The 21719-nt window shown below is 54.1% G+C and carries 21 protein-coding genes and 1 pseudogene; 9 read left to right on the top strand and 13 right to left on the bottom strand.

Annotated elements, in window-relative coordinates; genetic code table 11:
• Positions 1-926, top strand: a 926-nt coding sequence (locus tag APU11_RS28165; RefSeq protein WP_131729169.1) for a hypothetical protein, incomplete at its 5' end; no start/stop codon positions are given.
• Positions 927-1069: 143 nt separating this feature from the next.
• Here APU11_RS28165 and APU11_RS19030 read toward each other — a convergent pair.
• From APU11_RS19030 to APU11_RS19020, 3 genes are all read right to left on the bottom strand, one after another.
• Positions 1070-1450: a hypothetical protein gene (locus tag APU11_RS19030; protein ID WP_060578698.1), complete on the bottom strand. Its 381-nt coding sequence runs from the start codon at positions 1448-1450 to the stop codon at positions 1070-1072.
• Between the two features lie 8 nt (positions 1451-1458).
• Positions 1459-1926, bottom strand: coding sequence for a type II toxin-antitoxin system antitoxin SocA domain-containing protein (locus APU11_RS19025; protein ID WP_060578697.1), 468 nt, complete (start codon positions 1924-1926; stop codon positions 1459-1461).
• 255 nt (positions 1927-2181) lie between these two features.
• A complete protein-coding gene (locus tag APU11_RS19020) occupies positions 2182-2421 on the bottom strand; it encodes a DinI family protein (protein ID WP_060578696.1) in 240 nt (79 codons plus the stop codon).
• 86 nt (positions 2422-2507) lie between these two features.
• Here APU11_RS19020 and APU11_RS28985 point away from each other — a divergent pair, with 86 nt between their 5' ends.
• Together APU11_RS28985 and APU11_RS19010 are read left to right on the top strand one after the other, a co-directional pair.
• Positions 2508-2747 (top strand): hypothetical protein, encoded by a 240-nt coding sequence (locus APU11_RS28985; RefSeq protein ID WP_060578695.1) that lies wholly within the window; start codon positions 2508-2510, stop codon positions 2745-2747.
• The gene (locus APU11_RS19010; protein ID WP_060578694.1) at positions 2747-3064 is read left to right on the top strand and encodes a hypothetical protein; all 318 of its coding nucleotides are present in this window, start codon (positions 2747-2749) and stop codon (positions 3062-3064) included. Before APU11_RS28985 ends, APU11_RS19010 begins: the two co-directional genes overlap by 1 nt.
• Before the next feature lie 139 nt (positions 3065-3203).
• Here APU11_RS19010 and APU11_RS27170 read toward each other — a convergent pair.
• Positions 3204-3398 (bottom strand): annotated as a pseudogene (locus APU11_RS27170) (PTS sugar transporter subunit IIBC); the annotation flags it as partial.
• A gap of 178 nt (positions 3399-3576) precedes the next feature.
• Here APU11_RS27170 and APU11_RS19000 point away from each other — a divergent pair.
• Complete coding sequence (locus APU11_RS19000) at positions 3577-4605, top strand: Mal regulon transcriptional regulator MalI (RefSeq protein WP_029882782.1); 1029 nt, start codon at positions 3577-3579, stop codon at positions 4603-4605.
• A gap of 86 nt (positions 4606-4691) precedes the next feature.
• Here APU11_RS19000 and APU11_RS18995 read toward each other — a convergent pair whose 3' ends face one another.
• The gene (locus tag APU11_RS18995; RefSeq protein WP_013096881.1) at positions 4692-6224 is read right to left on the bottom strand and encodes a YdgA family protein; all 1533 of its coding nucleotides are present in this window, start codon (positions 6222-6224) and stop codon (positions 4692-4694) included.
• A 98-nt stretch (positions 6225-6322) separates the two neighbouring features.
• Positions 6323-7498, bottom strand: a complete 1176-nt coding sequence (manA, locus tag APU11_RS18990) for a mannose-6-phosphate isomerase (protein WP_038419228.1) — start codon at positions 7496-7498, stop codon at positions 6323-6325.
• 199 nt (positions 7499-7697) lie between these two features.
• Here manA and fumA point away from each other — a divergent pair, with 199 nt between their 5' ends.
• Both fumA and fumC read left to right on the top strand, forming a co-directional pair.
• Positions 7698-9344: a class I fumarate hydratase FumA gene (fumA, locus tag APU11_RS18985; RefSeq protein WP_013096879.1), complete on the top strand. Its 1647-nt coding sequence runs from the start codon at positions 7698-7700 to the stop codon at positions 9342-9344.
• A 137-nt stretch (positions 9345-9481) separates the two neighbouring features.
• Positions 9482-10876 (top strand): class II fumarate hydratase, encoded by a 1395-nt coding sequence (fumC, locus tag APU11_RS18980; protein WP_013096878.1) that lies wholly within the window; start codon positions 9482-9484, stop codon positions 10874-10876.
• On the opposite strand, the gene tus is transcribed toward fumC, so the two are convergent.
• The 4 genes from tus to rstA all read right to left on the bottom strand — a co-directional run bounded on the left by tus (position 10877) and on the right by rstA (position 14512).
• Complete coding sequence (tus, locus tag APU11_RS18975; RefSeq protein ID WP_013096877.1) at positions 10877-11806, bottom strand: DNA replication terminus site-binding protein; 930 nt, start codon at positions 11804-11806, stop codon at positions 10877-10879.
• 73 nt (positions 11807-11879) lie between these two features.
• A complete protein-coding gene (rstB, locus tag APU11_RS18970; RefSeq protein ID WP_013096876.1) occupies positions 11880-13178 on the bottom strand; it encodes a two-component system sensor histidine kinase RstB in 1299 nt (432 codons plus the stop codon).
• Between the two features lie 109 nt (positions 13179-13287).
• Entirely contained in the window at positions 13288-13548 is a 261-nt protein-coding gene (locus tag APU11_RS18965; protein WP_038980410.1) for a hypothetical protein, read from the bottom strand.
• A gap of 247 nt (positions 13549-13795) precedes the next feature.
• Positions 13796-14512 (bottom strand): two-component system response regulator RstA, encoded by a 717-nt coding sequence (gene rstA / locus APU11_RS18960; protein WP_013096874.1) that lies wholly within the window; start codon positions 14510-14512, stop codon positions 13796-13798.
• A gap of 128 nt (positions 14513-14640) precedes the next feature.
• Here rstA and APU11_RS18955 point away from each other — a divergent pair, with 128 nt between their 5' ends.
• The gene (locus APU11_RS18955; protein WP_013096873.1) at positions 14641-14976 is read left to right on the top strand and encodes a GlpM family protein; all 336 of its coding nucleotides are present in this window, start codon (positions 14641-14643) and stop codon (positions 14974-14976) included.
• Here APU11_RS18955 and folM read toward each other — a convergent pair.
• The 3 genes from folM to ydgH all read right to left on the bottom strand — a co-directional run bounded on the left by folM (position 14973) and on the right by ydgH (position 18247).
• A complete protein-coding gene (gene folM, locus APU11_RS18950) occupies positions 14973-15695 on the bottom strand; it encodes a dihydromonapterin reductase (protein ID WP_013096872.1) in 723 nt (240 codons plus the stop codon). The two genes, APU11_RS18955 and folM, sit on opposite strands and share 4 nt — an antisense overlap.
• 39 nt (positions 15696-15734) lie before the next feature.
• Positions 15735-17117: an amino acid permease gene (locus tag APU11_RS18945; protein WP_013096871.1), complete on the bottom strand. Its 1383-nt coding sequence runs from the start codon at positions 17115-17117 to the stop codon at positions 15735-15737.
• A gap of 185 nt (positions 17118-17302) precedes the next feature.
• On the bottom strand, positions 17303-18247 hold the full coding sequence (gene ydgH, locus APU11_RS18940; RefSeq protein ID WP_038980415.1) for a DUF1471 family protein YdgH: 945 nt from the start codon (positions 18245-18247) through the stop codon (positions 17303-17305).
• 534 nt (positions 18248-18781) lie between these two features.
• On the opposite strand from ydgH, the gene pntA reads away from it, so the two are divergent.
• Both pntA and pntB read left to right on the top strand, forming a co-directional pair.
• Complete coding sequence (pntA, locus tag APU11_RS18935; RefSeq protein ID WP_020688274.1) at positions 18782-20311, top strand: Re/Si-specific NAD(P)(+) transhydrogenase subunit alpha; 1530 nt, start codon at positions 18782-18784, stop codon at positions 20309-20311.
• A 10-nt stretch (positions 20312-20321) separates the two neighbouring features.
• Positions 20322-21710 (top strand): Re/Si-specific NAD(P)(+) transhydrogenase subunit beta, encoded by a 1389-nt coding sequence (pntB, locus tag APU11_RS18930; RefSeq protein WP_040023063.1) that lies wholly within the window; start codon positions 20322-20324, stop codon positions 21708-21710.
• Positions 21711-21719 lie beyond the last annotated feature (9 nt).

Here is a 21719-nt window from a genome sequence, read left to right as displayed (position 1 = left end):
TTAACGGTGTGCCCGTCACCGTACCGGGGCAGAAATCGCTGGCGAAGAAAGGGGCTAACAGCGATATAACCAGCCTAAGCGGCCTGACTACCGCGCTCAGTATCAGCCAGGGCGGTACAGGTGCAAATAATGCTGCTGACGCTCGCACAAACCTCGGTTTAGGAACATCAGCAACGAAGGCCGCTGGTACCTCAAATGGCAATGTTATTCAGGTCGGTGGATTTGGCATCGGTGCAGATGCTTCTTTAGCCACTCAGTTGGTAAGCCTTGCTGATGGTTATCGTGCCGGAATTTATCGAATGCGTGGGGATGGTACCAGTAGTCCTACTGTCGGGGTTCCATCCGGTAGTGGAAATGCAATTATTGGCTTGATGTCGGTTCCAGTATATTCAAATGCAGGGCTTGGCTTTGCTTTTAACCAAAACAATATTTGGACTGGAACTTTTGATCCTGCGAATCCTTCGGCAGTGACATGGCAAAAATGGTGGGGTGAAGCAAACACGACCGTCGATACAAACGGCTTTATCAAACGGGCTTCTCCTGTAGTTAAGCTGTACGGAAGTGGTGAGATTGAGTGTAACGATGAAGCTGAAGGAGTTGCTGCGTCGAGAGAGGCGGCTGGCGTGTATCGAGTCACCGGAAGCTGTGGACTGAATTCTGAAGGATGGACAGTGGAGATTCCCCAAGATATCAACGGCAACTTTCTGTGTTTCGTTGATATCACGACCGAAGATGATGGTGTGCTGACTGTTTCAGTCTTTCGTCGCCGTTTTGATGTGGAAACTGCGATGATTATTGCCGGTGATCCGATGGACATTCCTGAAGGTCGATGGATTGATCTTCGCCTGGAGATGCCAGAAGACAGCATCTGGAATCGGCGTCAGAAAGAAGTAATTGATGTGGCATTGCAGGAGCCAGCTTCGTAAAGAATCCGCCGCCTGTCGTATGCAAGAACAGGCGACGGTCAGCTGGCAATCGTTCTATAGTGCGAGTATTGAATGTTTACCAGCCTGCGGTGAGTTTACATGGTGTTTACTCAACAAACCAGACCGCATATTTAAATACAGCCCTAGTCCTTGGTGGGTTTTGTTGCTGGGAAGAGACCACGTATCACGCCAAGGAATGCTGCGAAAACGTTTAATGTCACTGCAGAAGTTATGGCTATAAGTACGTTGTCTGAAAATATTTCCACTTGAAAGCGGAATTTTAATGCAGCATAAATCGCTAGAAGCCAGCACCATCCATATAAAGTTTTTCTTACAACTTTGTATGCCTTGTCCCCAAATTTCTCGCGGAGTGCACGATCTGCAATGCGATCCTCGACTTCCTGAATGACTAATGCAGGGTGCTTTTCAGGGGAGGCCTGTTCATCAGTGACAGATACCGAATCCGGGATCGCATCCGCTGATCCCGGTAAACTAATATCTTCGAGTGAAGAGCGCTGAGCCATGAAGTGAACTACTCAATACACTCTTTGAGGAGGTTATTACTAATAACAGAACTGTAACCCTCCGTCCTCGACCAAGCCGTGCCTGGTTGATGAGTCAGGTAAGATAACTGAGTTCCACGAAGCGGACCGTAAACACTAACAATTTTATCAATCAATTGGCGTGTTTTGGTATCTTGCTTAGGTACGCTAGGAGTAACAATCATGACACCTTGAGGGGTATGCATCAGATTGCTTATCATGCTATTGATTTGCGAGGAACCATAACTTTTAACTTCATGGTACAGCGATGGTATCACAGGGCCGTACTGCCATTTAGAGAAAAAATCATCAATCAAGGGCTCATCGTAAATCTTCAGATACCATGACTGAGCATAAAACATCAACTTTTGAAGTTTCATAGGCGTCAGATCAGATAATTCGTTGGCTAACGCTTTTTCAATGAAGGCATTAGCCACAGCTAACGTTGGATACGCCATAACATGCCCCCTTGGTTATGTGGTTTTTCAGATGCTGCAACAATTTTACCGTATGGGTAAATTTTAGTACATCATAATAAGTTTAAAGGAGTGAGTCACTTAGAAATGGATGGCATTTTTTGCTAAATACAGAGTTTGGATAGTAGAAATAGCTGCCAATGCCATTCTATATGTTAAATAATACTAACTTGTGGTGTTTTTCATTTTTCAACCCCAGATATAGGGGCTGAACAAGTTTTTTTCAAGTGTGTTTGGTTAATCATGCATCAACCACATGTCGGATTCATCAAACATTTCCTCCAGCATGCGGTTCAGCTTTTCCCGATCACTTTTGCTGGCATCGCTATTTAAAGCATTCGCCTGCATCGGCTTAACCTTCACTTCAGCATCAGGGAAAATCTGGTGCACCCGCTTCGTTAGTTCAGCCAGGATGATCTCTCTGGCCCCTTCGAGCCCCTCAACATTACGCTTGTCATAAACCAGCTCAACGAACATCCCTTACCCTCCTTGCTGACTTGATCTGTGGATATAAAAATACTACTGTATATGCATACAGTCAATGAGCAAGTGAGGGTGCTGCTATGACTCGTCAATATGATATTCACGCAGCTTTTTTAGCCTCTATAGAACAAAACCCAAAGGGTTACCTTTGTCTCAAAACAAACAAATTCATCAATAATTTGCGTAAAAAGAACTGGCATTTCAGCCAGGCAGACGCGAACGCATGGATTGAGAGATGCCAGCCAGATTTCGCTGACAAGACGACAGACGGTAGTGATAACCGATACTGGATCCTGCGTAACATGGGGAGGGTGCAATAATGGGCTTTCCTTCACCAGCATCAGATTACGTTGAGCAACAATTATCTCCTGCTGTGCTGTGTAACATTGGAGCGGATAGCAGAGTGCTTGAGACAGATATTGGCTTTGCGGTTATCGAGCCGTGCACCAGACTGGTACAGAATCAGGTTCTGCTAATCCTCAGCGGCGGACGGACTCAGTTTGCGAGAGTCATGGGCAGGGCGCTGATTTGTGATGATGGTGAAGCGATAGAGGGGGAGGCTGCGGAAGAGGTTGAGGTGATGGGGCGGGTGACATTCTTCATCAACAGCGTGATGCAGGATGACAGGGTGGTGTGATGGGGCATGGGTGGGGCATAAAGTTACCGCGAAACGACGTTAGTTCATTGCACATGACAAATCGTATCGCGGCAACATAGCAGAAGTTACCGCACATCAATCCAACATCAAGCCACTTCGTTAAAAGACTTAATAGTCTCCAGATAAAGATCGCCTGCAGCACAGGGGTACCGAGGAACGGGATCAGCGTAATGACGTCCTTACTGCTGAGCGAGCTGCCGATCCCGAGCATGATCCCGCAGAACGAGAGAAGCGCCACGGGCAGCATAAAGGTTTTACCCAGTTGCTGGAAAAATTCCCACAGCGATATTTTTTGTGCTGTTTTCGCCGTCATAAAACGACTCCTTTATTGTTAAAATCAGTTTGTCTGCTTCAATGCTGCGAGAAGATAAAACGTTTTATCAAAGTTTAGTGCGCGCTGAATCACATTCTCAGCCTTTCACTGGTAGTATAAAGATAACGTATTGATAAAACGTTTTACCGATCTCATTATCAGGGAGTCACGCCAACACATGGCTGTAGCGAAAAAGATCACCATCAACGATGTCGCGCTGGCGGCGGGGGTTTCCGTCAGCACCGTTTCACTGGTCCTGAGTGGAAAAGGGCGCATCTCTCCCGCGACCGGTCAGCGGGTTAACGACGCCGTTGAACAACTGGGTTTTGTGCGTAACCGTCAGGCGTCGGCCCTGCGCGGGGGACAAAGCGGCGTGATTGGCCTGATCGTGCGTGACCTGACTTCACCCTTTTACGCCGAACTGACCGCCGGGTTAACCGAAGCGCTGGAGGCGCAGGGACGAATGGTGTTTCTGCTCCACGGTGGACGCGAGCCGGACCAGCTTCTTTCCCGGCTCGACATGCTGCTCACCCAGGGCGTTGACGGTGTGATTGTTGCCGGAGCGTCGGGCGTGAGCAGTGAATTATGCGAGCGCGCGGCCGCTAAAGGGGTGCCGCTGGTCTTTGCGTCGCGCGCCAGTTATCTGGATGAAGCCGATACCCTGCGGCCAGATAACATGCAGGCGGCCCAAATGTTGACCGAGCATCTTATTCGTCGCGGACATCAGCGGATTGCCTGGCTCGGCGGAAAAAGCTCGTCGTTGACCCGCGCCGAACGGGTGGGCGGTTATTGCGCGACGCTGATTAAATACGGTTTACCGTTCCACAGCGAGTGGGTGGTAGAGTGTGAATCCAGTCAGAAAAAAGCCGCAGAAGCGATCGGTGCGCTGTTAAGCAGCAGCCCGACGATAAGCGCCGTGATTTGCTACAACGATGTGATTGCGATGGGGGCCTGGTTTGGTCTGATCCGCGCCGGGCGTCAGAGCGGTGAGGGGGGGGTTGAAACCTTCTTCGGCCATCAGGTGGCGTTAGGGGCATTTGCCGACGTTGGCGAAAATGCGCTGGACGATCTGCCCATCGTCTGGGCCACCACGCCCGCACGGGAGATGGGTTACACGCTGGCGGACAGGATCATGCAGCGCATCGAAAAAACAGACGTGCAGGCCGGGCACCAGATTGTGGCGGCGCGTTTGGTAACGGTGAAATAACCCAGAGCACGTTGCGGAGCGTAGGCCGGGTAAGGCATCGCCGCCCCCCGGCAATAAAAAACCCCTCACGCGAGGGGTTTTGTCGTTTACTGCTGCGGCGCCGCAGGTTCGGCTGGCGCTGCTGGTTCAGCCGGTTCCGGCATGCCCAGGGCAGGCATACCAAACATGCCGACAAAGTCCTCCAGCGGCATTTTGTCACCGTTGAGCGTCACCTGGCCGTTGGCATATTGCAGGCTGGTGGAAATCGTGTTGTCGTCCACCTTGGTGATACGGAACATCTGGCCCATCGCCGCCAGGCCTTTCACCTGCTGGTTTGCCAGCTTGCCGGCATCGTCATCGCCGTACCCTTCAAGCTTCGCAATCTGAGTCATAAACTCGGTTGCCATATCCATTGGGATCGTCAGCTTGCTGTCCAGAGACTTCACGCTGCGATCCACTTCCTGCGCCAGCGTTTGCGGTTCGCCCGTTGCGGTTGCCGGATCTTTCAGGAACAGAGACAGGTTAAAGCTGGTTTCGCCTTTGCTGTTTTTCCAGCTCAGCGGAGCGACGGTGATCACCGGTTCACCTTTGAGCAGAATAGGCAGGTTGTTGAACAGCACGGCCATCGCCTGCTGCTGATACACTTCCGGGTTCTGCTGCAGCGCGGCATCGGTCAGCAGCGCCTGGCTCTCTTTGCTGTATTTCTGGCTGAATTCATGCCACGCCTGACCGTCAATATTGCCGATCTTCAGCGAAAGCTTGCCGGTACCCAGGTCCTGATTCTGCACTTTCAGGCTCTTCAGGGTGTAATCCAGCTGAGTATTGATGCTCTTACCGTCTTTGGAGACATCCGATTTACCATCAACGTCCATGCCTTCCAGCACGGCCATCTCTTTACCTTCAATCGCAATGGCAATCTTATCAATCGAGAGTTTCTGATCGCCGATACGCTCTTTGAAGTCGGTCATGCGGCTGTTGCCGTCTGCTTTCAAATTGTTGAAGGTAATTTGTACCTTCTGATCGTATTCGTTAACGGCGTTGACCAGACCGCTTTGCGCTTCCCCTGTCAGGGAGAGCACGTTCCCTTCGCGGTCAGCATCTACGGTGAAGTTGCCACCGCTGAAGGTGACTTTCTCGTTCTCTTTCTCGTAGTTCAGCGCCTTCAGCGCGATATTCGAGCGGGTGTCACCGGCATAGCTGATGCGGGTATCAACCGCGAAAGGTGATTCATTTTTTGCCAGATCGAACAGCGGCTTAGTTAAGTCGTTATTCACCAGCACGGTGTGAACGGACGCCATTGATGGGATCAGGTTAAAGGACTTCAGCTGCGCCAGCGGGAACGGACCGTGACTTACCACCTCATCCAGCACCACCGTCTGGCCCGGCTTCAGCCAGCCATTTTCATTTCCGGCAACGGGCTTCACCACAAGCTGCATATGGCTGGTGAATACCCCGCGCTCATAATTCTGATAGCTCAGCTCTACACCCGCTTCCGGTGCGCCACGCTTAATTTGGCTGTTAGCCTGTGCCACCATCTCAGCCAGACGGCTCTCCAGCTGCTTCCCGGTAAACCAGGATGCTCCCGTCCAGACTACGCCTAACGCTACAATCACGCCTACCGCTACGACCGATTTTTTCATTGCGACTATCCCTAAAATGAAACCAGGCGGTAGAAACCGCCCGGAGATATAAAGCCTGCCACTAGCTTAGCAAGAGTTGTTAAAAAATTCAGTATTGTCTAAAGCTTATTAAATACGCGCGCCAGGCGACCGGTACCGCTCACGCTGACCGGGGACTCATTAGCAGCAACGAATGCTGACTCACCCGGCTTAAGCACCAGACGCTGTTCGCCTTTATGCAGTGTCGCTTCACCCTCAACGCAGAACAGGATCGCCGCGCTCTCCTGCGCGATGGTCGTTTCGGTCTGGCTGAGGTCGTGCAGGGAGAAAGCAAAATCGTCAACCGGAATAGGGAAGTCCAGCTCTGCGCCATTTTTGACGGGCTGAGTAAGCAGCTCGGCAGCAGGTTTTGCCACAAACTTCACGTTAGCCACCAGTTCAGGGATGTCGATATATTTCGGCGTCAGACCCGCGCGCAGCACGTTGTCCGAGTTGGCCATTACCTCCAGCGCCACACCCTGCAGATAGGCATGCGGCGTTTCTGCGAACAGGAACATGGCTTCGCCCGGATTTAGCTTCACCACGTTCAGCAGCAGCGGGGAGAACAGGCCGCTGTCGTCCGGGTAAAACGCAGAAATCAGACGGATGGTGTCCCATGGTTCGCCCTGCTGGCCGTCCAGCGCCGCTTTCAGCACCGCCAGGGCGTGGGATTTCTCGTCGCCCTGCATGTTGAGCAGGCTGGCGAACAACTGGCTCAGGCTTTCCGCGTTCGGATTTGCCAGGAAATGTGCGATAGCGTTATGCGCTCCTGCGACCGGCTGCAGCAGAGAGATGATCTCGGAGAACTCGCGAAACGCGTTCATCGCCAGGAAAGGGGTCAGCGCAAAGACCAGCTCCGGCTTGTGGTTCGGATCTTTATAGTTACGCTCGGCGGCATCTAACGGGATACCGGCCGCATTCTCTTTTGCAAAGCCAATTTCAGAGGCTTTCTTGTTCGGGTGAACCTGGATGGAGAGAGGTTGATCGGCACACAGCACCTTAAACAGGAACGGCAGCTCGCCAAATCGGCTGGCCACACTGTTGCCCAGCAGCGTGGCTTTATCGGCATCAATTACGTCGCGCAGCGCGCGCACCTGGCCGCTGGCATCTTCAACTTTTGAGCTGCTCTTCGGGTGGGCGCCCATCCACAGTTCTGCCATCGGCAGGTTGTCCGGGTTCGCGATACCGTAGAGTTCCGTTAACGCAGTTTTACTTCCCCAGGCGTAGTTTTGCACTGAGTTGATGAGTTTTTGCATTATCAAGCCCTGATTCAAATGTGGAATAAACTCCGGGTATTAAAGCAATAAACCACATGGAAGTAACCTGCGGATGTAAAAAGTCGTACTAGTCTCAGTTTTTGTTAAAAAATTGTGTAGGATAAGCTGACTCGCTTTTAAGCCGGGCAGCGGAACATCTGCCCTGAATAATCAGACCGACGCAGTAAGTGAGAGAACAATGTCGAACAAACCCTTTCATTACCAGGATCCTTTCCCGCTCGGTAAGGATCAGACCGAATATTACCTGTTAACCCGCGATCACGTCTCTGTCTCTGAGTTTGAAGGGCAGGAGATCCTCAAGGTCGATCCGCAGGCGCTGACCTTACTGGCGCAGCACGCCTTCCACGACGCCTCGTTTATGCTCCGTCCTGCGCATCAGCAGCAGGTGGCCGATATTCTCAGCGACCCGGAGGCCAGCGAAAACGATAAGTATGTCGCGCTGCAGTTCCTGCGTAACTCCGATATCGCGGCAAAAGGCATTCTGCCGACCTGCCAGGACACCGGTACGGCCATCATCGTGGGTAAAAAAGGCCAGCGTGTCTGGACCGGTGGCGGCGATGAAGCCGCGCTGGCGCACGGTGTCTACAACACTTACACCGAAGACAACCTGCGCTACTCGCAAAACGCGGCGCTGGATATGTATAAAGAGGTCAACACCGGCACCAACCTGCCTGCGCAAATTGACCTCTACAGCGTGGACGGCGATGAGTACAAATTCCTTTGCATCGCGAAAGGCGGCGGTTCAGCCAACAAAACCTACCTCTACCAGGAAACGAAAGCGCTGCTCACACCGGGCAAGCTGAAGAACTACCTGGTGGAAAAAATGCGTACCCTCGGGACTGCAGCCTGCCCGCCATACCATATCGCCTTTGTCATTGGCGGTACGTCGGCGGAAGCGACGCTGAAAACCGTGAAGCTGGCATCGACCAAATACTACGACGGCCTGCCAACCGAAGGGAACGAACACGGCCAGGCGTTCCGTGATGTTCAGCTTGAGCAGGAGCTGCTGGAAGAAGCGCGTAATCTGGGGCTCGGCGCACAGTTCGGCGGTAAATATTTTGCTCACGACGTGCGTGTGATCCGTCTGCCGCGCCACGGCGCATCCTGCCCGGTGGGTATGGGCGTCTCATGCTCGGCGGATCGTAATATCAAAGCGAAGATCAACCGTGAAGGCGTGTGGATCGAAAAACTGGAGAACAATCCGGGTAAATACATTCCGGAAGCGCTGCGTAAAGCCGGTGAAGGTGAAGCGGTTCGCGTTGATCTGAACCGTCCGATGAAAGAGATTCTGGCGCAGCTGTCTCAGTACCCGGTCTCGACGCGTCTCTCCCTGAACGGCACGATCATCGTCGGCCGCGACATCGCCCATGCGAAGCTGAAAGAGCGCCTGGACAACGGCGAAGGGTTGCCGCAGTACATCAAAGATCATCCGATCTACTACGCGGGCCCGGCGAAAACGCCAGAGGGTTATGCCTCCGGCTCATTAGGCCCAACCACCGCAGGCCGCATGGACTCCTATGTTGACCAGCTCCAGGCCAACGGCGGCAGCATGATCATGCTGGCGAAAGGCAACCGCAGCCAGCAGGTGACGGATGCGTGCCACAAGCATGGCGGGTTCTACCTGGGCAGTATCGGTGGTCCGGCGGCCGTACTGGCGCAGGGCAGCATCAAGAGCCTGGAGTGCGTGGAATACCCGGAACTGGGTATGGAAGCGATCTGGAAAATTGAAGTGGAAGATTTCCCGGCGTTTATCCTGGTGGATGACAAAGGCAATGACTTCTTCAAGCAGATCCAGTCCTCTCAGTGTTCGGCATGTGTGAAGTAAGCTAAAAAGCCGGGTGGCGGCTACGCCACCCGACACCAAAAAGAGCGCACAAAGCGCCATAACGTTTCTCAGAAGTCATCAATACTTATCTCTTAAGCATGTGAGCAATCCCATCTTTAATTATCAAGGAGAAAGTAATGACAACGCATCGCCGTGAGAAAGATTCGATGGGCGCGATCGACGTTCCGGCCGACAAACTCTGGGGGGCGCAAACCCAGCGCTCGCTGGAACATTTCCGTATTTCGACAGAGAAAATGCCCGTTTCGCTGATTCAGGCGCTGGCGCTGACCAAACGTGCCGCCGCCAAAGTGAATCTGGATCTGGGCCTGCTGGCGGCTGACAAAGCCAACGCCATCATCAGTGCCGCCGACGAAGTGCTGGCGGGCAAGCATCCCGACGAATTCCCCCTGGCCATCTGGCAGACCGGCTCTGGCACGCAGAGCAACATGAACATGAATGAAGTGCTGGCCAACCGGGCAAGCGAGTTGCTGGGCGGCGTGCGCGGTATGGAGCGTAAGGTTCACCCGAACGATGACGTTAACAAGAGCCAGAGCTCCAACGATGTCTTCCCGACGGCAATGCACGTGGCGGCGGTGATTGCCATCCGTGAACAGCTGATCCCGCAGCTAAATGTGCTTAAAAGCACCCTTAACGAGAAAGCCCAGGCCTTCAGTGATATCGTCAAAATCGGGCGTACCCACCTGCAGGATGCCACGCCGCTGACCCTTGGACAGGAGATATCCGGCTGGGTGGCGATGCTGGAACACAATCTCAAACACATTGAGTACAGCCTGCCGCATCTCTCTGAGCTGGCGCTGGGCGGCACGGCGGTGGGGACGGGGTTAAATACCCATCCGGAGTACGCGGTGCGTGTGGCGGAAGAGCTGGCCGCGATTACCGGGCAACCGTTTGTTACCGCGCCCAATAAGTTTGAGGCGCTGGCAACCTGCGACGCGCTGGTTCACACCCATGGTGCGCTGAAAGGGCTGGCGGCATCACTGATGAAAATCGCCAACGACGTGCGCTGGCTGGCCTCTGGCCCGCGCTGCGGCATTGGTGAAATCAGCATCCCGGAAAATGAACCGGGTAGCTCCATTATGCCGGGCAAAGTGAACCCGACGCAGTGTGAAGCCATGACTATGCTCTGCTGTCAGGTGCTGGGAAATGACGTGGCCGTCAATATGGGCGGTGCGTCAGGCAATTTCGAGCTGAACGTCTATCGTCCGATGGTTATCCACAATGTGCTTCAGTCTGTACGTCTGCTGGCGGACGGCATGGAGAGTTTCAACGCGCATTGCGCCTCCGGCATTGAGCCGAACCGCGAGCGAATCAGTCAGTTGCTCAATGAGTCGCTGATGCTGGTGACCGCCCTCAATACCCATATCGGCTACGACAAAGCCGCTGAGATCGCCAAAAAGGCGCATAAAGAGGGGCTGACGCTGAAAGCCTCTGCGCTGGCGCTTGGCTACCTCACGGAAGACGAGTTTGATGCCTGGGTCCGCCCTGAAGCGATGGTCGGCAGCCTGAAATAGTCACGTCGCCACATACAGGTGCAGCCGTGGAATAATCAGCTGCAGCGGCTGCGCCTGAGGCTTATAGCGATGCTGAACGTTTTCCGCATCGTAATTCAGCAGTTCGCCAATGTCCGGTACCACAGCGCCCTGATCGGCATCATAGAGCGCAATCAGCGGCGTTGGGCAGGCGTACTGGATCTGCTTTTGCTGGCCTGAATACCAGACGCGGGCGATAGGCTGCACCTTCACCGGGCGTTTAATCTTCAGGCGCGTTTCAACGGGCAATGACGCGATGCTGTGATACTCCTGCTCCAGGCGCTCAATCCACTGCTCGCGCGACCACGGAGCCACGGTGCGCGGCGCTTTCAGGCTCTTTTCCAGCTGGGCCAGGATCTCATCCCGGGTAAAGTTTTTGATAATGTGCTTGTTGGCCCAGCCGAAGCGCAGCGTGGCGGGCTGACGCAGTACCGTCAGCGTACGGTAGGCATTCAGGGTGATTAAACCCGGAAGCTGGCGGTGCACCCACTCAAAGCGGGCGGCTGGCGCCAGGCCTGACTCTTCGGTAATGATCTTTTCAAATGCCGCTTTCAGGGTATTGATGTGCGTAATCTGGGTTTCCAGCGCCTCACGGGTTTCGGCGTCCGTTTGCAGACAGATCACCCCCGGCAGGCGAACGGCCGCCTTGCTGCTGCGGTTTTCAGACTGCTGCTGAATAAACAGGCGACGATAGTGCTGTAGCGCCAGATCCCGCGCGGATTGGCCGATATGCTGTTTGACGTCGATGGTTTGCAGCGGATCGTGCTCTGCGCCTTTTGCCACCTCCGGCAGGGTAAAGACCCGTGCAGCCAACAGGCGGCAGGCCTGCAGGCGCTCGGTTAGCGTTAACAGCTCATGCTCCATCTCCCGAAAGGTGCTGTTCAGCCTTTCGATAAGATCGTATGTCGCCATGTGAATCCCCATTAGTTACAACATACTCATGGTATAGCACAGCACGCCGGGTCAGGCCAGCGTGCGGTTAAGGTCAGGCAGGAACGGGAAGGGCGATGTTATGGTACACCGGCCAGCTAAAGCAGAAGCATGCGCCGCCGAGTTCACTCTCCCCGCACTGCACCGTGCCGCCCATCGCCTGCGCGATAGAGTGGACAATCGCCAGCCCCAGACCACACCCTCCCGTGGCACGGTCGCGGCTCGGGTCGAGACGCACAAACGGCTCGAACACGGTTTCACGCGCGTCCGGGGCGATGCCGGGGCCATCGTCTTCCACCGTCAGACGGGCCTGATTGTCCTGCAAGTCCAGGCCAATCCGCAGCGTGCTCTCGCTGTAGCGCATGGCGTTGTTCATCAGATTATCCAGCACGCGTTCCATCAGGCGCATGTCCAGCGCGCCGTAATCACCCGGTGTGACGCGCGTTAACAGGGTGCGTTGCGGATTGACGCTCTGGACGTCATCAATATGGGTTTGGATCCACGTCGGCAGATCCGGGGTACTGAGGTGCAGTTCATTTTGTGGACGGTCAAGGCGAGCGTAGGTAAGCAGCTCCTCAATGAGCGCTTCAAGCTGGCCGATGTCGCGGTTTAACGCCTGAGACTCTGCCGCCGTAAGGTTTTCGCTCATCTCCAGCCGGTAGCGCAGGCGCACCAGCGGCGTGCGCAGCTCATGAGCAATCCCGTCGATCAGTTGTTTTTTACTGGCAATCAGGGCGTTGATGTTATCGGCCATCTGGTTAAATGCCACCCCCAGACGTTCAAAGCTGGACCCGCTGTCAAAGTGAATACGCTCGGTAAGATGCCCCTCGCCAAAGCGCTGTGCGGCGGATTCCAGTTTCAGCATGTCCTGCCAGTGTGGGCGCATCCAGATAAAGACCGGGAAGGCGAGTGAAATGGCGATAAAGGCCATCAGGGCCATATCCAGCAGGCGCATCTGGTGCAGATAATAGAGATAAGGCACCGGCCCTACAGCCAGCACATAATGACTGCGCGGAATGCGCTGGATAAAGGTGTATTTCTCATCCAGTGCCACGATATCCCCGTCACGCAGGCGCTGCATGGCAGGCGGATCTAAATCGAAATCCTTCAGCGGTTCAATGCGCAGATCGAACGACAGGTTCAAATCCAGCTCTTTTAAGGTTCTCGCCCAGTCATGTGGCGGAATTTCACGCAGTTCGCTGCGCATCAGATAAAGAGAGCTTTTCATCAGATCGTCCAGCGACTGCCTGCCCGCTCGTTCGGCAGTGAACTTATAGACCAGCCCGACCAGCATGGTCATCACCAGGAAGCAGACAAACAGCAAAAGATAAAACTGCACAAAAAGCTTTTTCATTAAATCTCACCGAAAAAACGATACATGCAGAATATACATGAAAAACCTTCCGGTGTTTTCACCACCATCATGCACGACAAACGTATTATCTGAGCCGTGCCGAGGTTTGTTACATGGCGTGAGTACTTCTTTTGATTTTGGCGATGAGTTTTTCTGTCACGCTCAGGCCTTCCGCGATCTCCGCATCAATCACGGCGCTTCCGAATTCGTTAATTAAATCCAACAATATTTCGTAAGACTGAATCAGTTCCAGAAGATCAAAGAGGGCTTTTTGGTCGGCACGCGTGGGGGAGGCTTGGTTAAGCGTTGCCTGATTAACAATCCATTCAAGATTGGTTTTGATGGCTTCTACGTCATGGTAGCTATACATATGTCATAGGCTTAAATCCTCATTTCAAGATTTTATGGGAGAGAGGTAGCGAAAGCGTCGCGATAAAAACGTTTATGTGGCGGGCCCGGTGCGAGCTCAAGAAGGAATGCAGGAAAAGTAATTATGGATTAGTTCGCTGGCTTAGCAAGTTAATTGTTGCGCCAACGGGCAAATTAACGCGCGAAAGAAAGGGCATTGTCATGTAATGCCTTCATTTCGCGCAGGCTATGCTATTTTGCTAACGCGATCAGGTTTCCCAGGCGTGCGGGGCGAACAGATAACCCTTGTTACGCACGGTTTTGATGCGGTACGGCTCGGTGGCGTTGTCCTGCAGTTTCTTACGCAGTCGCGAAATAGCCACGTCAACACTGCGATCCATTCCATCGTAACTTACGCCGCGCAGGTTTTTCAGCAACGCGTCACGGTCCATAATCTGCCCCGCATGGGTGGCCAGCTCCCAGAGCAGGTCAAAATCGGCGGTAGAGAGCGCGATAAGCTCACCGGAAAGCAGGACCTGGCGGTTAACCGGATCGATGGATAACGTGCCAAACCGCATCGCTTTATGCGGCATCAGGGACTGCGCCGGCACCTCGCGTTCACTGCTGGCATGCTGGCGCAAATGCAGGCGCAGACGGGCGAGCAGAACGGCAGGCGGCGTGGTTTTAAGAATGTAGTCATTGGCCCCCATCTCCAGCGACAGAATATGGTTCATGTCGCTGTCCAGTGAGGTCAGCAGTACGATAGGGCCATCCCACTGAGCGCGCAGGTCGCGGCACAGCGTCATCCCGTCTTTGCCGGGCAACATGATATCCAGCAGCACCAGATCCGGGTTTTCACGCACCACGACCTCTTCGGCGCGATCGCCACGTGGCTCAACAATAACGTCCATATCATGTTTACCCAGATAAGCGGCGATCAATTGCCCCACTTCGGGCTCATCTTCTACATAAACAATCTTATTCATACAACGTCTGTTATCGCGAAAAATGCCAACATACACCGCGTAACCTTAACCTTCCATTAATCTTTCAAAATTAACGTCAGTTCCGTTATTCTGGCTCTTATTGTTACTTGATTGTTATAGGAAAAAGCATGGGGCTGGCGATAAAAGCCGCGCTGGGCGCGCTGGTGGTGTTATTGATTGGCGTACTGGCAAAAACAAAAAATTACTACATTGCCGGGCTGATTCCGCTCTTCCCGACGTTTGCGCTCATTGCACACTACATTGTCGCCTCGGAACGCGGCACTGAGGCGCTGCGCACCACCATTGTGTTTGGCATGTGGTCAATCATCCCTTACTTTCTCTACCTGTTGTCCTTGTGGTATTTCACGGGCTTTCTGCGGCTTCCCCTGGCGCTGGGCGGGGCGGTGGTCTGCTGGGGGCTCAGCGCCTGGGTGCTGATTTTCTTCTGGAGCCGCTATCACTAGCGCAGCGGTCGCCCGCCGTCCACGGCAAAGGTTCTGCCGGTGACGTAACAGCTGGTGAGCAGATAATCGATAAGGTCGATCACCTCTTTCTCGCCAGGGGCGATTTTCATCAGGGATTTATTCAGCGCCTGCTGACGATACTCGGCATCATCGCCCTCATTGAATAAAATCATCGCCGGGGCGATGGCGTTCACCTTGACCTCTGGTGCCAGCTTGCGGGCAAATGAACGCGTCATGTTATCCAGTGCGGCTTTACTCGCCGCATAAGCGATGTGTTTGTCGCTCCCGCGCTCCACCACATAATCGGTGAAATGAATAATGTCACCCGCGGCATGGCCGTGGCCGCGCAGCAGATCCTGCAGGGCATGGTTAAGCAAATAGGGGGCATTGACGTGGATCTGCAGCATACAGGCGAGCGTTTCGCTGAGCGACGTACCGGGTTTTTCTGCAAGCCATGCGCTGGCGTTATGGATAATCGCCCGCAGACCGTGGGTCGTTGATTTGACCTTATCCGCAAAGGCAAGTATGCCGTCGTCGGTGGAGAAATCAGCCTGAATACAGGTTGCACCTGCTTTTCGTAGCCCGTCTATCGAGGGGTATTCCGTGCGGTAACTGACAATGACCGGGTGGCGAAGGTTGAGAAAGTGATGGGCGAGGGCGAGGCCGATACGACGGCCTCCACCGGTGATCAGTATTGGGCGATGCTGCGCAGTTCCCATCGTATTCTCCTTTTCAGTTCAACAATGGGAAACGCAGGGTTATCCCATTAACATCCAGGTTGCCGGTACGGCAGCAACCAGTAACAGCCCGATGAGGGCCATTTCGCGGCGTTTAAGCGCGTTCTCCAGCTGATGAGTACGGCGGGCATAGATAAACACCAGCAGGCCCGGCGCATACAACACCACCGACAGCAGCAGGTGCATAGGCCCGGAAGCATACAACAACCACAAACCGTAAATACAGGCGCCGATCCCTACCGCATAATGCGCCGGGCGAGTGGCGATTTTTAACAGATACGCACCCACTAAGAAATAGGGTACCAGAATCATCTCCGAGGCGATGGTCAGCAGGGTGTTATAGTCCGAACCTGTGAGCCAGATCAGCACCAGGCAGACCTGAACGCTGATATTCGTCAGCCAGAGTGACGCTGACGGCGCACTGTTTTTATTCTGACGGGCAAACAGACGCGGAAACGCTTTGTGCGTGGCAGCCAGGAAAGGCACTTCGGCCGCCATGATGGTCCAGCTCAGGTAAGCCCCGCAGACGGAGATAATCAGCCCCGCGGCAATGACCACATCGCCCCAGCTACCGAGCATTTTCACCATCAGACCGGCCATGGATGGGTTACGCATTTCGGCCAGTTCAGGACGAGCCACCACACCCAGCGACAGCAGTGTCACCAGCAGATAGACACCGAGGGCCGCCAGCACCGCCAGCAGCGTGGCGCGTCCGACGTCGCGCTTGTTGCGCGCGCGGGCAGAGACCACCACCGCACCTTCAACACCAATGAAAACCCACAGGGTGATCAGCATGGTGTTTTTCACCTGCTCCCAGACGGGGACGCCCAGCGCAAGGCCAGTGAAATCGAGTTTAAATACATCCAGACGGAATGCCATAAACGCCAGCACAATAAACAGCCCGAGCGGAACCAGTTTGGCCAGCGTCGCCACCAGGTTAATGCTTGCCGCTGTCTGGACGCCGCGCAAAATGAGCCAGTGTACGACCCACAGCAGCACCGACGCCCCGACAATCGACTGCCAGGTGTTGCCGTCACCAAAGAGACGCAGCTCGGGCGTATCGGTAAAGAAACTGAGCGCCGAGAAGACAATAACCAGATAGGAGACGTTAGCGATCACCGCACATAGCCAGTAACCCCACGCGGAACAGAAGCCAATCAGTTCCCCAAAACCGGCCCGCGCGTAGGTGAAAATACCGCCATCGAGATCGGGACGAATACGGGTCAGCAGCAGCATGGCGAAGGCCAGCAGCAAAATGCCAACGCCGGTAATCCCCCAGCCAATCAGCAGTGCGGCAGGGCTTGCGACGGCCGCCATATTCTGCGGTAAACTGAATACCCCCGCACCCAGCATTGAGCTTAAAACGAGTGCAGTTAAAGCACTCAGGCCAAGTTTCTTTTCCATTGGCTTCCTGTTATGAAAGGTCCAAATCCAGAATAATTATTTCGCACAGGCGCATAAAAATGGTGGATCACACTAAGGCGCGGGATTTTACGGAGTGTCACGAACGCATGCAATGATGTGTAGCAGAAATTCAAAAAAAGTAACAAAAAAAGGCGGCATTGAGCCGCCTTTAATGAAGGGTTTTGTTACTTGTACAGATCGGCGCTGATGGTCATGTTGTTACCACGCTCCTGCCACTGGCGGGTGATGTGGTAGTACTTCGCCCCTTTCTTCGCCGCACGCTTCGCGACCTGATAAGAGACTTCCGTCATATTGCCGTAGTTGCCGGTAAACTTGATGCTGTCGAACGGCACCATCTGCGCAGCCGTGGCGTTGTTCAGCTCTTCAACTTTGGTGCCGTCTGGCAGGGTAACGGAGTAACGGCCACCTTTCGTGGATTGCGTCTCAAAGAAACGGCCCACTTCAGCGCTTGGCGCTGCGGAGGTTGCTACGCCTGGAATTTCGACTTTCTTCGCTTCTTCGCCGCCTTTCGCTAACGCCGCGCGACCGGCTTCTGAATCAGCAGGGATGGCATCCGGGCTTTGCAGAACGCGTTTTTTCGCATCTTCTTTATAGATGAACGCGGTAATACGCTGGTTGCCACCCTGGTTAGCATCTACCTGACGCACGATGTAGAACGAGTAAGCCCCTTTCTGTTTCGCGGCTTTGGTGATGGCATCGTTCACTTCTGGCTGGCTGCGGTAGAAGCCCTGAACGGTAACGGTGTCATACGGTTCCAGCTCAATCGCCTGATCTTTAGGCAGTTCAACGACGCCGTTGATCACGCGGTTTTTCGGCGCGTCAGCTTTTGGCGCATTCTCTTTGTACAGCGCAATGGTCACGCGCTGGTTGCCGCTATTGCCTTGATCGGACTGGTCAAGCACGTAAAACGACGCTGCGCCGTTTTTATCAGCGGCTTTTGATGCGGCGGTAACGGCATCGCCAATAGAGTTGTAACGACCCACAATGACCGTATGGTCAAAAGGTTTTAACGCTGCCGCTTGCTCCGGCGTTAACTCTGTCGCGGCATTCGCAGACAGGGCGGTCGCGGAAAGAAGTGCGGACGCCAGGAGTGTGTTCTTAAGCTTCATAAAAATAATCCTTCGCCTTGCGCAAACCATGTACTGGTATTGTTGTTAATTTGAGACGGTCCCGATTATGGCATTTAAAACCTGTTGCTGTCTGCGCCATTTTTCACAGCCTGTGCTCACCGAAGGATCTGATTCGATAACATTTAGTGATATGTTGAAAAAACAGGCGTTTGACAAGCAAAAGTGATAAAGCATATGACTTTTACAAGTTAATTTAATGTTAATAAGTTGATCTCATATGGCGCTATATCATGTTTTTACCGCTTCGCTTGCGCGATTTATCGGTTCTGAGGATGAATTTAAGGTAAATATCTCTGTCAGCGAGGTCGATCGCTTATTTTTCACAGATAATGTAAGAAATAGTGTTTTCAGGCGGTAGATCGCAGGCGCTATTTTCAGTAGGTTATAGAAAGTTTGTTACTGTTTTATTTTCCGGGGTTACTCATTTGCCGCCGCTCTCTGGATGGCGAAATTTGATGCAACTGCGGGCATTTATCGATAAACCATCATCAAAAACCGATGGAAGGGAAAACTATGCGTATTGGGGTACCAAAAGAACGGTTTGCCAATGAAACCCGCGTAGCGGCGACACCAAAAACGGTGGAGCAACTGCTTAAACTGGGTTTTACCGTCGCCATTGAAAGCGGCGCGGGCAAACTGGCGAGTTTCGATGACGAGGCCTTTATTCAGGCTGGTGCGGACGTGGTGGACGGTGCTGAAGTCTGGCAATCACCCGTTATTCTGAAGGTGAATGCGCCGCAAGAGAGCGAGATTGAGCTGCTGAACCCGGGCACCACGCTGGTGAGTTTTATCTGGCCTGCCCAAAACCCAGAGCTGATGGAGAAGCTGGCGGCACGTGGCGTGACGGTAATGGCGATGGACTCCGTGCCGCGTATTTCGCGCGCGCAGTCTCTGGATGCCCTGAGTTCAATGGCGAACATCGCCGGTTACCGTGCAATCGTCGAAGCCGCCCACGAATTCGGCCGTTTCTTCACCGGTCAGATCACGGCGGCAGGCAAAGTGCCTCCGGCAAAAGTGATGGTGATTGGTGCCGGTGTGGCAGGCCTGGCGGCTATCGGTGCGGCAAACAGCCTGGGCGCTATCGTCCGCGCCTTTGACACCCGCCCGGAAGTGAAGGAGCAGGTGCAGAGTATGGGCGCCGAGTTCCTTGAGCTGGACTTCAAGGAAGAAGCGGGCAGCGGTGATGGTTATGCGAAGGTGATGTCCGAAGCCTTTATCAAAGCGGAAATGGAACTCTTTGCCGCGCAGGCAAAAGAGGTGGACATTATTGTCACCACCGCGCTGATCCCGGGTAAACCGGCACCGAAGCTGATCACCCGTGAGATGGTGGACACCATGAAGCCGGGCAGCGTGATTGTCGACCTGGCCGCGCAAAACGGCGGCAACTGTGAATATACCGTGCCGAACCAGGTATCCACGACCGCCAACGGCGTGAAGGTGATTGGTTATACGGATCTGCCTGGCCGTCTGCCCACGCAGTCGTCCCAGCTGTACGGTACTAACCTCGTTAACCTGCTGAAACTGCTCTGCAAAGAGAAAGACGGCAACATCACCGTTGATTTTGACGATGTGGTTGTACGCGGCGTGACCGTGGTGCGTGAAGGCGAAATCACCTGGCCTGCGCCACCGATTCAGGTTTCCGCCCAGCCTCAGGCTGCACCGAAAGCGGCGCCAGAACCCACAGAGCCTGCTAAACCGGCATCTCCGTGGCGTAAATACGCGCTCATGGCGCTGGCGATTATTCTGTTTGGCTGGCTGGCCGATGTCGCGCCAAAAGAGTTCCTCGGCCACTTTACCGTCTTCGCGCTATCCTGCGTGGTGGGTTACTACGTGGTCTGGAATGTCTCCCATGCACTACACACGCCATTGATGTCGGTCACTAACGCCATCTCCGGGATCATCGTGGTCGGGGCGTTACTGCAGATTGGTCACGGCGGCTGGATTAGCTTCCTGAGCTTTATCGCGGTGCTGATCGCCAGTATCAATATTTTCGGTGGTTTCACCGTGACTCAGCGCATGCTGAAAATGTTTCGTAAAGGCTAAGGGGTAGCATATGTCTGGAGGATTAGTGACAGCCGCATACATTGTTGCTGCAATCCTGTTTATTTTCAGTCTGGCGGGACTTTCCAAACACGAAACGTCTCAGCAGGGTAATAACTTTGGTATCGCCGGGATGGCGATTGCGCTGATTGCCACTATTTTCGGACCCGATACCGGCAACGTTGCCTGGATCCTGGTGGCGATGATCATCGGCGGGGCGATCGGTATTCGTCTGGCAAAACGCGTTGAAATGACCGAAATGCCGGAGCTGGTGGCGATCCTGCACAGCTTCGTCGGTCTGGCGGCGGTGCTGGTGGGCTTCAACAGCTATCTGTACCACGAACCGGGCATGGAGCCGATTCTGATCAACATTCATCTGACCGAAGTATTCCTGGGCATCTTCATCGGTGCAGTAACCTTCACCGGCTCGATTGTGGCGTTCGGTAAGCTGCGCGGTAAGATCTCCTCCAAACCGCTGATGCTGCCAAATCGTCATAAGCTGAATCTGGCGGCGCTGGTGGTCTCCTTTGTGCTGCTGGTGGTCTTTGTGCGTACCGAAAGCGTAGGTCTGCAGGTGCTGGCGTTACTGGTGATGACCATCATTGCGCTGGCGTTCGGCTGGCACCTGGTGGCCTCCATCGGTGGGGCAGATATGCCGGTTGTGGTGTCGATGCTGAACTCCTACTCCGGTTGGGCGGCGGCAGCGGCTGGCTTTATGCTGAGCAACGACCTGTTGATTGTCACCGGTGCGCTGGTGGGCTCTTCCGGTGCGATCCTGTCCTACATCATGTGTAAGGCGATGAACCGCTCATTCATCAGCGTTATCGCCGGTGGTTTTGGCTCTGACGGCTCCTCGACCGGTTCTGACGAAGAAGTGGGCGAGCACCGTGAGATCAGCGCAGAAGATACGGCAGAGATGCTGAAAAACTCGCACTCGGTCATCATCACCCCAGGCTATGGCATGGCGGTGGCGCAGGCGCAGTATCCGGTCGCTGAAATCACCGAGAAGCTGCGCGCGCGCGGCATTAAGGTGCGCTTTGGCATCCACCCGGTAGCGGGGCGTCTGCCAGGCCACATGAACGTGCTGCTGGCAGAAGCGAAAGTGCCTTACGACATCGTGCTGGAGATGGACGAGATCAACGATGATTTCGCCGACACCGATACCGTGCTGGTCATTGGCGCCAACGACACCGTTAACCCGGCGGCGCAGGACGATCCACGCAGCCCAATCGCCGGGATGCCGGTTCTGGAAGTGTGGAAGGCGCAGAACGTGATTGTCTTCAAACGTTCCATGAACACCGGCTACGCTGGCGTTCAGAACCCGCTGTTCTTCAAAGAGAACACCCACATGCTGTTTGGCGATGCCAAAGCCAGCGTGGATGCGATCCTGAAAGCACTGTAATTCGCGTTC

This window comes from Enterobacter sp. 50793107 (genome assembly GCF_001463365.1).
GTDB classification, from domain to species: Bacteria; Pseudomonadota; Gammaproteobacteria; order Enterobacterales; family Enterobacteriaceae; genus Enterobacter; species Enterobacter cloacae.
Note: the sequence above shows the minus strand (reverse complement) of the source record. Positions and strands in the feature narration are given on the sequence as shown.